A 14,227-nucleotide genomic window follows, 5' to 3' on the forward strand; every position below is an offset into this window, starting at 1 on the left:
GAAGTAATGAGTGATGATACTGATGATTGGGCAGCAGCGATGGCAGAGCAAGCTCTTGAAGAAGCAAATGTTGCTGAACAAGTCGAGCTTGATGAGTTAGTTGATGAGTCTGCGCCTATTTCAAAAGAAGAAGCAGAAAAACTTGATAGCATCATGGACATTCCTGTCACCATCTCGATGGAGGTAGGGCGAAGCTTTATTAGTATTCGTAATTTACTGCAACTTAACCAAGGCTCAGTTGTTGAGCTTGATAGGGTGGCGGGTGAACCATTAGATGTTATGGTTAATGGTACCTTGATTGCCCATGGTGAAGTGGTTGTGGTGAATGATAAATTTGGTATTCGCCTAACAGATGTGATCAGCCAAACTGAACGGATCAAAAAGCTTAAGTAAAATAGAGATAAAACACCCATCAATTAGTAAAGGATTTATTTGTGTTAAATGCTGTTAGTTTGTTCGCCATTGCGAGTTCTGCTGTCAATGAGGCTGCGTCACCCGTGGTGGCTACTCGGGGGGCGGAAACATCAAATATTGCAGCCTTATCCAGTATGATGGGTGGCCTGATATTAGTGATTGCGATCATTTTTGTACTGGCATACATCGTTAAAAAGCTAAACCTCGTTCAATCTAACCAAGGTGTCATAAAAACCGTTGCAATGACGCCGTTAGGGCAAAAAGAAAAACTGGTGCTTGTTGAGCTAGAAGGCCAACAATATTTACTCGGCGTGACCGCGCAGCAAGTGAATCTGATTGAAAAATTAGACAGCGCAGTACAAGTTGAAACCACTTCATTTGCAAGCCGTTTAAAGCAAGCCAAAGAGCAAGCTAAGTCAGCTTCCAAGGAATAACGATAATGAAAAAATGGATTGTTCTGACATTATTGACGGCATTATTTTTCACCCCTTATAGCTTTGCAGAAGACGGTATTTTAAAAGCCGTCACAGTCACAACAGGGGCCGATGGTAGCACTGAATATTCAGTAACAATGCAGATTTTGTTATTGATGACGGCGATGAGCTTTATTCCAGCCATGGTCATCATGCTGACTTCATTTACCCGTATCATTGTCGTGCTTTCTATTTTGCGTCAAGCGCTTGGATTACAGCAAACCCCTTCAAACCAAGTGTTGATTGGTATGAGCATGTTCATGACATTTTTTATCATGGCGCCAGTCTTCGACAAAATTTACGACCAAGCGGTTGAGCCATATATCAATGAATCACTGACGATGCAGCAAGCGTATGAGGTAGGCAAAGAGCCACTTAGGGCATTTATGCTGTCTCAAGTCAGAACCACAGACTTAGAAACCTTTATTGAAATTTCTGGTTACACCAATATCTCATCTCCAGAGCAAGTGCCTATGAGTGTTCTGGTACCTGCTTTTATCACCAGCGAATTAAAAACTGCTTTTCAAATTGGCTTTATGTTGTTTGTGCCATTTTTGGTGCTCGATTTAGTGGTTGCGAGTATTTTGATGGCGATGGGTATGATGATGTTATCGCCGATGATTGTTTCTTTACCATTCAAGATTATGTTGTTTGTATTAGTTGATGGTTGGGGATTAGTCATGGGAACACTTGCCAACAGTTTCGGCACGTAAGGGACAACTATGTCACCAGAGTCGTTAATTGATATATTTCGCGAAGGGCTGTCGGTTATTGTATTGATCGTATCAGCGATTATTTTACCGGGTCTTTTTGTCGGTTTAATTGTCGCTGTGTTTCAAGCGGCCACCTCAATTAATGAGCAAACCTTAAGCTTTTTACCAAGGCTGTTAATGACGCTTTTTTCATTAATGTTTTTAGGCCATTGGTTAGTGCAAACCATGATGGATTTCTTTTACACCATGGTTGATATGATCCCTCAAGTGATAGGCTAGCTTGATGGAGATTCTATTTGAGGAAATTAGCCAAACAATAGCAGCTTATGTCTGGCCGTTATTTAGAATTTCCTCAATGTTGATGGTCATGGCGGTATTTGGCGCTAACACCACTCCAGCAAGAGTCCGCTTATTATTATCAGTCGCCATTACCATTGCTGTGGCGCCAGTGTTACCTGAACCCGTCGGCAATATTGAGCTATTTTCGTTAAGTGCAGTGTTTATTACAGCGCAACAAATTCTTATCGGTACTGCAATGGGGTTTGTCACTATTTTGGTCATGCAAACTTTTGTATTAACTGGACAAATTATTGGTATGCAAACCAGTTTGGGTTTTGCGTCAATGGTTGACCCAGGCTCAGGGCAGCAGACACCCGTTGTAGGTAATTTCTTTTTATTATTGGCAACATTGATTTTTCTTGCCGTGGACGGGCATTTGCTGATGTTTACTATGCTGGTGGCGAGTTTTGATACTATTCCTATTTCAAATCAGGGCTTCACAATTACAAATTATCGCAGACTTGCTGAGTTTGGTGGCTATATGTTTGGCGCTGCACTCACCATGTCAATTTCAGCGATTGTCGCCTTATTATTAATAAACCTTTCTTTTGGGGTAATGACTCGTGCATCACCTCAATTGAATATTTTCGCAATTGGTTTTCCAGTCACTATGGTGAGTGGATTGCTAATTTTGTGGTTAACTTTAGGACCCATCATGTCTCATTTCGATGAGGTTTGGCTGCAAGGCCAAGTATTGATGTGTGATATTTTGCAACTGACCTGTCAAACTGACGGCTCGATAACTCGGTAAATTACTGATGGCAGAAGATACTGGTCAAGAACGCACCGAGGAACCCACCGCCAAGCGACTGCAACAGTCGCGTGATAAAGGGCAGGTGGCACGTTCAAAAGAATTAGGTACTGCGGCGGTATTACTCGCATCAGCAGTGGGCTTTGCTATTGTGGGGCCAAACCTTGCGCGAAGTCTGCACACCATCATGACGCAAATTTTGACCATGGAACGTGACCAGATTTTTGATACCAACTCCATGTTTCTCGTTTGGGGAATAATTGGCACAGAGCTCGCGTTTCCGTTATTCAGCTTTATTGGCTTTTTAACTGTCATCGCATTTATCGGTAATATCATTCTTGGTGGTATGACGTTTTCTGTAAAAGCTTTTATGCCTAAAGGCAGTAAAATGAATCCTGCCAAAGGCTTTAAGCGGATGTTTGGTACTCAAGCATTGGTAGAGCTGACTAAGGGGATTGCCAAATTTTCTGTGGTGGCCATTTCAGCCTATTTCTTGTTAAGTTTTTACTTCTTTGACATTTTGACACTGTCGACTGACCACTTGCCTGGCAATGTATATCATGCGCTAGATCTATTAGTGTGGATGTTTATTTTACTGTGTTCTTCGATGTTATTCATTGTAATTATTGATGTGCCATTTCAAATATGGAATCACAACAAACAATTAAAAATGACCAAACAAGAAGTAAAAGATGAATATAAAGACACTGAAGGTAAGCCTGAAGTGAAAGGGCGTATTAGGCAAATGCAGCATGAAATGGCGAATAAGCGCATGATGTCTGAAGTCCCTAATGCCGATGTTATTGTGGTAAACCCCGAGCATTACGCTGTGGCTGTAAAATACGATGTTATGCAATCATCTGCGCCATTTTTAGTGGCGAAAGGTGTGGATGATGTCGCATTTAAAATACGCGAAATTGCTCGAGAGCATGAAGTACCGATTGTCTCTGCACCGCCTTTAGCCCGTGCCATTTATCATACTACGAAAATTGAACAGCAAGTGCCAGAAGGGCTCTTTACTGCTGTTGCTCAAATTCTGGCCTATGTTTTTCAACTTAAACAATATCAAAAAGGCAAAGGGAAGCGCCCTAAACCTATTCCTTTAAATCAACCCATCCCCGATGACTTAAAACACTAACTGAGATTTATTTATTGTTTTTTGGTTATAACTTGGCCACTCAGCTGAGTATTTCTGTTTGAACCTTTCTTTTGGCGTAGTAATTGCTAATTAGAGACGTTAGCGTCAAGAATATTACTATAAAGGTTTCCTACTGATGGATGTAAAAGCAGCATTAGGCCAAGTTAAACAAGTTAGATTCAGTACTTTCAAAGGTGTTGGTACACCGCTATTGGTACTTGCTGCACTCGGCATGGTCGTGCTACCAATGCCCGCATTTTTACTCGATATCTTGTTTTCATTTAACATTGCACTTGCTCTGGTCGTGCTGTTAGTTGCTATTTATTCTGATCGTCCATTAGATTTTGCTGCTTTCCCTAGTGTGCTTCTCGTTGCGACCTTATTACGTCTAGCGCTTAATGTCGCTTCCACTCGGATTGTATTGTTAGAAGGCCACAACGGTGGAGATGCTGCAGGTAAAGTCATTGAGGCATTTGGCTCAGTCGTTATCGGTGGTAACTATGCTGTCGGTTTAGTGGTTTTCCTTATCTTGATTATTATCAACTTTGCCGTTGTAACTAAAGGTGCTGGACGTATTTCTGAGGTCAGCGCTCGCTTTACATTGGATGCTATGCCCGGCAAACAAATGGCGATTGATGCAGACCTTAACGCAGGTACATTGACGCAAGACCAAGCTCGAGTTAGACGTGCTGAAGTGACTAAAGAGGCAGACTTTTACGGTGCGATGGATGGTGCGTCAAAATTTGTAAAAGGTGATGCCATTGCGGGTATCATGATTTTGGTCATCAACATTCTTGGTGGCTTTGTTATTGGTATGGTGCAACATGGGCTAGATTTTTCGAGTGCCGTTGAAATTTATACTCTGCTCACTATTGGTGATGGCTTAGTTGCTCAAATTCCTGGATTGTTACTATCGATTGCTGCTGCGTTAATGGTCACTCGTCAAAATGAATCTGGTGACATGGGCGGTATGATGATTAGCCAGATGTTTGATAGTCATAAATCAATGGCGATTGCATCTGCTGTATTGTTCATTATGGGTATTGTCCCTGGAATGCCTCATTTTGCTTTCTTAACTTTTGCTGTGATTACTGGCATTGCAGCTTACATGATTTATAAACGTAATAATGACGCTAAAACTGCGGCCCTTGAAAAAGCTGTGAGCAGCCCAGCAGAAGTTAAAGATGCTGAACCCAAAGAGCTGAGCTGGGAAGATGTTCAACATGTTGACACTATTGGACTAGAAGTGGGGTATCGCTTAATTCCTCTTGTGGATAAAGGTCAAGGCGGCGAATTACTTGGCCGTATTAAAGGGGTGCGTAAAAAACTATCTCAAGAGTTAGGCTTCCTTGTTCCCGCTGTGCATATTCGCGACAACTTGGATTTATCACCAAATAGTTATCGAATCTCGCTGATGGGGGTTGTTGTTGGTGAGGCTGAAGTTAGGCACGACTGTGAACTTGCCATCAACCCGGGACAAGTTTACGGTAAACTTGATGGCATAGAGACAACTGACCCAGCCTTTGGTTTAGAAGCAGTATGGATAGCACCTGAGCAGCGTGAACATGCCCAAACATTAGGGTATACGGTCGTGGATACCGCAACGGTAGTAGCGACTCATATTAGTCAGTTATTGACGAACAATGCTGCGAAATTACTGGGCTATGAAGAAGTACAGCAATTAATGGACATGCTAGCTAAAAACTCTCCGAAGCTTATTGATGGCTTTATTCCAGACATCATGCCACTTGGCTCAGTGGTTAAAGTGATGCAAAACCTTCTCAATGAAGGTGTTTCTATACGAGATTTACGTACAATAGTGCAAACACTGTTAGAATACGGTACAAAGAGTAATGATACTGAAGTATTAACAGCCGCAGTGCGGATTGCATTGAAGAGAATGATTGTTCAAGAGATATCTGGACCAGAATTAGAAATCCCTGTCATAACATTGGCGCCAGAGTTGGAACAGATGTTGCACAAGTCTATGCAAGCGACAGGCGGTGAAGGGCCAAATATTGAACCAGGCCTTGCAGAACGCATGCAGAAGTCATTATTAGACGCTTCTCAGAAGCAAGAAATGGTCGGTCAGCCAGCCATTTTATTGACATCAGGTATGCTAAGGTCAACGCTGTCACGATTTGTTAAATATACTATCCCGAATTTACGGGTTATTTCTTATCAAGAAATTCCTGATGAAAAGCAAATACGCATAGTATCTGCAGTAGGGCAATAGCGATGACTTTCTGTTTGAAAGAGGTGTTAAGTGAAAATTAAACGATTTTTTGCCAAAGACATGCGTTCAGCATTAGCTCAAGTGAAAGACACCTTGGGGTCAGATGCTGTGATCATGTCAAATAAGAAAGTCACTGGTGGTATAGAAATTGTTGCAGCTGTTGATTACGACGAGCCAAAAGCTGATGTTGCAGTGAATTCACCTGTTCCAGGTTTTATGGACGTGAGTGATGACCAAGTTTCGTTAGGTATCAACAAGCCATCAGTTAAAGCACAGACCAAAGTGAGCCCACCACCAGCGGCAGACTCTCTGCAAGCGTTATTAGAAAAGCAGCATAATCGTTTACAGCAACAGATGACTCAGCGAGTAGAAGAAACGGAATTACCTGATTGGGCAAAACAGCTTCAAGATACTAAAGCCGCTAAAGCTGACAGTAAACCGCAGCCGCAATTCGACCAACCAAGAAGTTCATCAAGAAATCATAGTCAATCTGAAGAAATGGAAGCCATGCGCGAAGAAATGGCGTCATTACGAGGATTGTTGACCCATCAAGTTTCATCATTGATGAAGGATCAGAAAAAACGTACAGACCCAGTTGGGGCTATGCTTGAAAGTAAACTCATTAATGCTGAGTTTTCTCCTGCTGTTGCCGCAAAATTAGCAGGGCTTAGTCAACAATATACCCCAGCAGATTTGGTTAGAGCACTACCACAGAGTTTAGCGAATTTATTAGATAATCAAGGTGATGATATTGTGCGCACTGGTGGCGTTGTTGCTTTTGTTGGTCCAACAGGTGTTGGAAAAACGACCTCACTAGCAAAACTAGCTGCTCGATTTGCTGCACATCATGGCCCAGAGCAAGTTGCATTAATTACAACCGATCATTATCGTATTGGAGCCTTTGAGCAATTAGCAACTTATGGCAAAATAATGGGCTGTCCTGTTAAACAGGCACATGATTTAGCTGAATTAGAACAAATTCTTTATCAGTTTAAGAATCGTAAGTTAGTATTAATAGATACTGCAGGTATGGGACAACGTGATTTACGCCTATATCAGCAATTAGATGATTTAATGGCAAATACAAGAATACCGATTAGAAGTTATTTAGTCATGTCAGCAACTTCACAACGCAGAGTGTTACAAGATGCAGTTGAGCATTTTAAACGCATCCCGTTATCGGGAGTTATTTTGACAAAACTAGATGAATCCGTATCGATTGCCGGCGCATTAAGTGTATTGATTCAAAATGGGTTACCATTAAGTTATGTAACTGATGGTCAACGTGTTCCAGAAGATATGCAAGTTGCAGATACGCTAATGTTAGCAAAACAAGCGTTAGCAGCATTAAACGACACCAAACCTCAAACGTCACCTGACACTGCGTGGTCAAATGACATGGCCTACGCATTCGAGTAAAAATATGACCCGAGATCAAGCAAGTGGTTTACGTATGATGAATCAACCAAATAACGACAAAGTAAAAGTAATCGCAGTAAGTGGCGGTAAAGGCGGCGTGGGTAAAACCAGTGTGTCAATTAATACAGCTGTTGCCCTTGCAGAGAAAGGTAAACGAGTACTCGTACTTGATGCCGATTTAGGCTTAGCGAACGTCGATGTGATGCTCGGTATTCGAGCTGAACGTAACTTATCTCATGTACTGTCTGGCGAAGCTGAACTGGATGATATTATCGTTCGTGGTCCTAAAGGGATCGGTATTGTACCGGCCACTTCAGGTACACAAGCGATGGTTGAATTGACTCAAGCTCAGCACGTTGGACTAATTCGTGCTTTCAGCGAAATGAAAACCCAGTTTGATGTACTGATTGTCGATACGGCAGCAGGTATTTCAGATATGGTGTTAAGTTTCTCTCGTGCTTCACAAGATGTATTGATTGTGGTTTGTGATGAACCGACATCAATTACCGATGCATATGCCTTGATAAAAATCCTGAGTCGTGAACATGGTGTGTTCCGGTTCAAAATTGTAGCAAATATGGTACGAAGTTTACGCGAAGGTATGGAGTTATTTGCCAAACTGAGTAAAGTAACCGATAGATTCTTAGATGTGGCTTTAGAATTGGTTGCTACGGTGCCATTCGATGAGAACTTACGTAAGTCTGTACGTAAACAAAAATTAGTTATCGAAGCCTTTCCTAAGTCTCCTGCGGCCATTGCATACCATGGTTTAGCGAATAAAATTATGAGCTGGCCGATACCGCAACAGCCTGGTGGACATCTTGAATTTTTTGTTGAACGTTTAGTTCAGCGTAAAGATCCACAAGAGGATACTACGAGTGAATAAAGCCGCCGCGTATACTCAGTTTGATAATAAAACTTCAATTGTTGAACAGTATGCTCCGTTGGTAAAAAGAATTGCACATCACATGCTAGCAAGGCTGCCAGCATCAGTGCAATTAGATGACTTATTACAAGCAGGGATGATGGGGTTGCTAGAAGCATCAACGAAGTTTGATGGAAGCAAAGGGGCAAAATTTGAAACCTTTGCAGGCATCAGAATTCGTGGCTCTATGATTGATGAAATCCGTCGCGGAGACTGGGTTCCTCGTTCTGTGCACCGTAATCAGCGCCGAGTGGCTCAGGTTATTGATGAACTAGGACAAGAACTTGGCCGTGATGCTAGAGACACCGAAATTGCTGAAAAGCTAGAAATGACATTAGAAGAATATCACCATATTCTCAATGATGTGTCAGTCGGTAAAGTCATCGGAATAGAAGATCTTGGTGTTTCTGAAGATGTGATTGTAAGTGAGGAAACAACTCACGATGAAAATTTTGATTCCTTAGCTGAAACTCAGTTTAAATCTGCGTTAGCCGAAGCAATTACAACATTACCCGAAAGAGATGCGTTAGTTTTGTCGCTATATTATGACGAAGCATTAAATTTAAAAGAAATCGGTGCCATTCTTGAGGTCAGCGAGTCGCGTGTTAGCCAGATATTAAGTCAGGCAATGCTGCGTCTTAAAGGCAAGCTTAAGCATTGGACACAGGTATAATTATTAATAAAAGCACAGTGTGAAGCTCACCGGAGGAAACCTTGGACAAGAATATGAAGATTCTTATTGTTGATGACTTTTCAACAATGAGACGCATCATCAAGAACTTGTTGCGAGACTTGGGGTTTAATAATACCCAAGAAGCAGATGATGGCTCAACCGCCTTACCAATGTTACAAAAAAGCGAATTTGATTTTGTTGTCACTGACTGGAATATGCCAGGCATGCAAGGAATTGATTTGCTAAAGGCTATTCGTGCTGATGATTCATTAAAACATTTACCTGTTTTAATGGTGACCGCAGAAGCAAAACGCGAACAAATTATCGCAGCAGCGCAAGCTGGTGTGAATGGTTATGTTGTTAAACCGTTTACCGCTGCAACGCTAAAAGAAAAACTCGATAAAATCTTTGAGCGTTTAGCATAAGCTAAGGATAAGTTATGCAGGCAGCAATATCGGGGTTAATCGACCTTGAGCAAGCCAGGCAGCTCGTAGCACTACTTGAAGATGGACAACAAGAACAAGCTGATGACGTCATTCGTGACTTATCAGCGCCGCTTCAAAGAGAGTTGTTTGATGAAGTGGGTAAATTGACACGTCAATTACACAGTTCATTAAATGAATTCCAATTAGATACGCGTTTAGCCGAACTTGCCAACAACGAAATACCTGACGCAAAAGAAAGATTGAACTTTGTCATCGATATGACAGAGCAAGCTGCAAATAAAACCATGGATGCAGTTGAAGAATGTTTACCTTTGGCCGATACAATAATAAATAACATTCAATCGGTCACGCCAATGTGGGATAAATTGATGCGTAGAGACATTGCTCTTAATGAGTTTAAGGCTCTGTGTCATGACGTCCAACATATCATGTCTCATAGCGAACATGACTCAAGTCGATTAAGAGAATTGCTCAATCAGATATTGATGGCGCAAGATTTCCAAGACTTAACCGGGCAAATGATCCGTCGTGTTATTGATTTAGTCAGAGAAGTGGAAAGCAGTTTAGTGTCAATGCTAACCATCTTTGGCGAAAATGCAGCTGACTCGGCACGGGTCGTTGATGAAAATAAAATTGAAGCAGAAGGCCCTATCTTGAATGCTGAAACACGTGAAGACGTGGTGACTGGCCAAGATGAAGTGGATGATCTGCTCTCAAGTCTGGGTTTCTAACTAGGAGTCAAATTTAATGTCTTTTGATGTTGATGAAGAGATACTCCAGGACTTTTTAATTGAAGCTGGTGAAATTTTAGAGCTTCTGCAAGAGCAACTTGTCGCTCTTGAAAATAATCCTGATGATGCTGATTTACTGAATGCTATTTTTAGAGGGTTCCACACTGTTAAAGGTGGTGCTGGATTTTTAAGTTTAGGCCCAATGGTCGATGTCTGTCATGAGGCAGAAAATACCTTTGACTTACTAAGAACGGGCAAGCGCCAAGTAAATGCAGAATTAATGGATATTATTCTGCAAGCAGTTGATGCCATCAACAGCATGTTCGAACAAACTCAGCAAGGTCAGCAACAAGATGATGCTGATCCTGAGTTGTTGGAAAAACTCAAATTATTAAGTTCTGGTGAGCCTTTGCCATCAGAGCTTGCTGGCAGTGCAGCTCATGCCGATCATGAAGTTGAAGTTGTCGAAGAATTTATTGAATCAATTTCTGAAGACGTTGTAGAGACTGTTGAAGAACCTGCAGTTGAAGCACAACTTGATGACGAAATCTCAGATGCGTCAGGCTCTATTGATGATATCGACGAAAGTGAATTCGAAGCTTTACTTGATGCACTTCATGGTGAAGGAAAAAGTCCAACGTCTCAAGTTGAGCCTGAACCTGCAATTGCGCCAGTTGCTGAATCTGAACCAGCTGCCAGCAGCGATGAAATCACCGATGATGAATTTGAAGCGCTATTAGATGAGCTTCATGGTTCAAGTGGTTTTAATGCCGCGCCAACAGCGAAAGCGACTCCTGCGCCAGTTGAACAAGAACCTGCCGTAGATGCCGATGATATTACTGATGACGAATTTGAAAAGTTATTAGATGAGTTGCATGGAAAGGGGTCTGCACCAGCGGCCGTTAAACCTGCAGCAACAGCATCGACATCCTCAAAGCCTGCTTCATCATCAACAAGCTCATCGCCATCAAACGCAAGTCAGTCAGCTGCAGATAAAGCGCAAACTACCCAAGCTAAAGCTGCTGAACCAGTTGCAACTCCTGCAGCTAAAGTAGAGAAAGCTGCTCCGGTTGCAAAATCGCCAGCAGCGCCTAAAGCAGCTGTGGCTAAGAAGGCAGAGCCTGCAAAAGCGCAAATGCCTCAAGGTGAGACAACTGTTCGCGTAGATACCTCGAGACTCGACCAAATTATGAATATGGTCGGTGAGTTGGTTCTGGTTAGAAATCGATTAGTAAGTTTAGGTATTTCTCGCGATGATGAAGAGATGTCTAAAGCTTTAGCTAACCTCGATCTTGTTACTGCTGACCTTCAAGGCGCAGTGATGAAAACACGTATGCAACCGATCAAGAAAGTGTTTGGTCGCTTCCCTCGAGTTGTACGTGATTTAGCGAGAACATTAAATAAAGAAATTGATTTAGTCATGGTGGGTGAAGATACCGACCTTGATAAAAACTTGGTTGAAGCATTAGCCGATCCTTTGGTTCACTTGGTGAGAAACTCAGTGGATCATGGTATTGAAATGCCTATCACGCGTGAAGCCAATGGCAAGTCACGTGCAGGTACAATTACCCTGTCGGCAAGCCAAGAAGGTGATCATATTCTTCTCAAAATTGAAGATGATGGCGCTGGAATGGATGCTGATAAGTTAAAAGAAATTGCTATTAGTCGTGGTGTATTGGATGAAGATTCAGCCGCTAGAATGACTGATAATGAAGCTTATAACTTGATTTTCGCACCAGGCTTTTCGACCAAAGTTGAAATTTCAGACATCTCCGGCCGTGGTGTTGGTATGGATGTCGTTAAAACACGTATTACCCAGCTTAACGGAACCGTACATATTGATTCTGTGAAGGGTAAAGGCACCATTTTAGAAATTAAAGTGCCACTGACGTTAGCAATTATGCCAACCTTGATGGTGGATGTGGCTAAACAAGTCTTTGCCTTACCGTTATCAAGTGTTAACGAAATTTTCCATCTCGATCTAACTAAAACAAATGTAGTAGATGGTCAATTAACTGTCATTGTGCGTGATAAAGCGGTACCGCTATTCTATCTAGAGCAATGGTTACACCGAAATAAGACCAACTTTACTCATGGTGATAAGCAGCAAGGCCATGTAGTGATTGTTCAGTTAGGGACAATGCAAATTGGTTTTGTCGTTGACGCCTTAATCGGCCAAGAAGAAGTTGTGATTAAGCCTCTTGGCAGTATGTTACAAGGTACGCCAGGAATGGCTGGGGCAACAATTACTTCTGATGGTGGTATTGCACTTATTTTAGATGTACCTGGATTGCTGAAATATTACGCCAAGAATAAGAAGTAAGAGTTCCAATTTTTAAGGACTTAAATGGCTACCAAAGTATTAGTTGTAGATGACTCAAGTTTCTTTAGACGACGGGTCAGTGAGATTGTTAATCAAGATCCTGACCTAGAAGTTGTTGGTGTTGCAGTTAATGGCAAAGAAGCCATTGAGATGACTGAGAAGCTTAAGCCTCAAGTGATTACTATGGATATTGAAATGCCTGTTATGGACGGTATTACTGCCGTGCGCCATATCATGGCTTCGAATCCAACACCGATCTTAATGTTTTCATCATTAACCCATGATGGTGCGCAGGCGACGCTTGATGCATTAGATGCGGGTGCGTTAGACTTTTTACCTAAACGATTTGAAGATATCGCATCTAATAAAGATGATGCGATTAAGCTACTACAACAAAGGGTAAAAGCGTTAGGTCGTAGAAGACTGTATAAACCTATAGCTCGTGCCAATGCGACTTCTCGTCCGTTGAGTAGTCATTCAACAGGCAAGTCTACCAGTTCGCTGACATCACTGCGTTCAAAAACGAGTGCAGCTAGCGAACAACCAGTTAATGCCACATCTGTGTCATCCATTAGAGCAAGTGGTAAAAAATATAAAGCATTGCTAATCGGCACATCGACAGGTGGTCCAGTCGCACTGCAGAAAATTTTGACGTCATTTCCAGCTAGTTATCCTCATCCAATATTGCTAATTCAACATATGCCTGCTGCTTTTACTCCAGCATTTGCCAGTCGACTCAATAGCTTATGCAAAATTGACGTGAAAGAAGCACAAACTGGCGATACCTTGAAACCCGGTTGTGCGTATTTAGCGCCAGGTGGCATGCAATTGATGATAGAAAAAGCGGGGGCGCTAGGGCGATTAAAAGTGATTGCAGGTAATGCTGACATGAACTACAAACCCAGTGTCGATATTACCTTTGCTTCTGCTTCAAAAGCATTTGGCAGCGATGTTATGGCCGTTGTGCTAACAGGAATGGGAGCAGATGGCCGTGAAGGTGCTAGAATGTTAAAGGCCGCTGGTGCCACTATTTGGGCGCAAGATGAGGCGAGTTGTGTTGTTTATGGCATGCCTCAAGCCGTTACATCAGCGGGAATATCATCACACTCTATAGCCTTAGATAATATGGCTGAAGCGATTTTGAAAGAGACTGCTCGTGGCTAAAGTGAGCCATTCAATGTCGACCCAGCACATGCTTGTCGTGTTTTTGTTGGTTATTGGAGTGATTGCGCTTGGCGCACTTTATTTTGAGCTTGCTAAAGAAAACCGAGAATTAACAAAACAAGTAGAAGAGCTTAAAGCATCGCAAGTATTATTGATGGTACCCGATGAACAGGCTGCAGATATTGCCAATTGGTTAGCGAAATACCCTGATCAAACTAAAGCTTTGGCGGCAAGAGCGGCTGATGGAGAAGGAATAACAATGACGTTTGGCCCAGGGAGTGATGCGGTTTCATCACAGCCCGCGGCAAACACTAATGCTGAGCAGCAATTTTCAAACTCAGTCATTTCAAACGGAGTTGTAACTGAAAATGCACAAGGTGTGAAAGTGATTACCTTACCCCATGGGGGGATCAGAGTTACCACACGTGAGGCTGAGCCTAGTAATAGCAATAACAAGCAATAACAATAATATAGTGCAAACA

General features: G+C 42.2%; 15 protein-coding genes. All 15 read left to right on the forward strand.

Annotated features, from left to right (window positions below):
• Positions 1-6: 6 nt before the first annotated feature.
• The 15 genes from fliN (at position 7) to AB4128_RS11740 (ending at position 14,208) form a co-directional block, all read left to right on the forward strand.
• Entirely contained in the window at positions 7-393 is a 387-nt protein-coding gene (gene fliN, locus AB4128_RS11670) for a flagellar motor switch protein FliN (protein ID WP_055025022.1), read from the forward strand.
• A 41-nt stretch (positions 394-434) separates the two neighbouring features.
• The gene (gene fliO, locus AB4128_RS11675; protein ID WP_065108528.1) at positions 435-848 is read left to right on the forward strand and encodes a flagellar biosynthetic protein FliO; all 414 of its coding nucleotides are present in this window, start codon (positions 435-437) and stop codon (positions 846-848) included.
• A gap of 5 nt (positions 849-853) precedes the next feature.
• Positions 854-1,600: a flagellar type III secretion system pore protein FliP gene (gene fliP, locus AB4128_RS11680; RefSeq protein WP_055025020.1), complete on the forward strand. Its 747-nt coding sequence runs from the start codon at positions 854-856 to the stop codon at positions 1,598-1,600.
• A 9-nt stretch (positions 1,601-1,609) separates the two neighbouring features.
• Positions 1,610-1,879: a flagellar biosynthesis protein FliQ gene (gene fliQ, locus AB4128_RS11685; RefSeq protein ID WP_055025019.1), complete on the forward strand. Its 270-nt coding sequence runs from the start codon at positions 1,610-1,612 to the stop codon at positions 1,877-1,879.
• Positions 1,880-1,883: 4 nt separating this feature from the next.
• Complete coding sequence (gene fliR / locus AB4128_RS11690; RefSeq protein ID WP_055025018.1) at positions 1,884-2,690, forward strand: flagellar biosynthetic protein FliR; 807 nt, start codon at positions 1,884-1,886, stop codon at positions 2,688-2,690.
• Between the two features lie 7 nt (positions 2,691-2,697).
• Positions 2,698-3,828 carry a flagellar biosynthesis protein FlhB gene (flhB, locus tag AB4128_RS11695; RefSeq protein WP_372037744.1) on the forward strand — a complete coding sequence of 377 codons (1,131 nt, stop codon included), beginning with the start codon at positions 2,698-2,700 and terminating at the stop codon, positions 3,826-3,828.
• A gap of 136 nt (positions 3,829-3,964) precedes the next feature.
• Positions 3,965-6,064: a flagellar biosynthesis protein FlhA gene (flhA, locus tag AB4128_RS11700; protein ID WP_055025016.1), complete on the forward strand. Its 2,100-nt coding sequence runs from the start codon at positions 3,965-3,967 to the stop codon at positions 6,062-6,064.
• Between the two features lie 30 nt (positions 6,065-6,094).
• Entirely contained in the window at positions 6,095-7,483 is a 1,389-nt protein-coding gene (gene flhF / locus AB4128_RS11705; RefSeq protein ID WP_065108527.1) for a flagellar biosynthesis protein FlhF, read from the forward strand.
• A gap of 4 nt (positions 7,484-7,487) precedes the next feature.
• Positions 7,488-8,369, forward strand: coding sequence for a MinD/ParA family protein (locus AB4128_RS11710; protein ID WP_055025014.1), 882 nt, complete (start codon positions 7,488-7,490; stop codon positions 8,367-8,369).
• Positions 8,362-9,081 carry an RNA polymerase sigma factor FliA gene (locus tag AB4128_RS11715; RefSeq protein ID WP_055025013.1) on the forward strand — a complete coding sequence of 240 codons (720 nt, stop codon included), beginning with the start codon at positions 8,362-8,364 and terminating at the stop codon, positions 9,079-9,081. Before AB4128_RS11710 ends, AB4128_RS11715 begins: the two co-directional genes overlap by 8 nt.
• A 41-nt stretch (positions 9,082-9,122) precedes the next feature.
• Complete coding sequence (gene cheY / locus AB4128_RS11720; protein WP_080916243.1) at positions 9,123-9,506, forward strand: chemotaxis response regulator CheY; 384 nt, start codon at positions 9,123-9,125, stop codon at positions 9,504-9,506.
• A gap of 14 nt (positions 9,507-9,520) precedes the next feature.
• Complete coding sequence (locus AB4128_RS11725) at positions 9,521-10,258, forward strand: protein phosphatase CheZ (protein ID WP_372037745.1); 738 nt, start codon at positions 9,521-9,523, stop codon at positions 10,256-10,258.
• Positions 10,259-10,274: 16 nt separating this feature from the next.
• A complete protein-coding gene (locus AB4128_RS11730) occupies positions 10,275-12,581 on the forward strand; it encodes a chemotaxis protein CheA (protein WP_372037746.1) in 2,307 nt (768 codons plus the stop codon).
• Positions 12,582-12,605: 24 nt separating this feature from the next.
• Positions 12,606-13,745: a chemotaxis response regulator protein-glutamate methylesterase gene (locus AB4128_RS11735; RefSeq protein WP_372037748.1), complete on the forward strand. Its 1,140-nt coding sequence runs from the start codon at positions 12,606-12,608 to the stop codon at positions 13,743-13,745.
• Entirely contained in the window at positions 13,738-14,208 is a 471-nt protein-coding gene (locus AB4128_RS11740; protein ID WP_372037750.1) for a membrane anchored protein in chemotaxis locus, read from the forward strand. The genes AB4128_RS11735 and AB4128_RS11740 overlap by 8 nt, the downstream gene beginning before the upstream one ends.
• Positions 14,209-14,227: the final 19 nt, after the last annotated feature.

This window comes from Shewanella sp. 10N.286.52.A9 (assembly GCF_041468985.1).
Lineage (GTDB): Bacteria > Pseudomonadota > Gammaproteobacteria > Enterobacterales > Shewanellaceae > Shewanella > Shewanella japonica.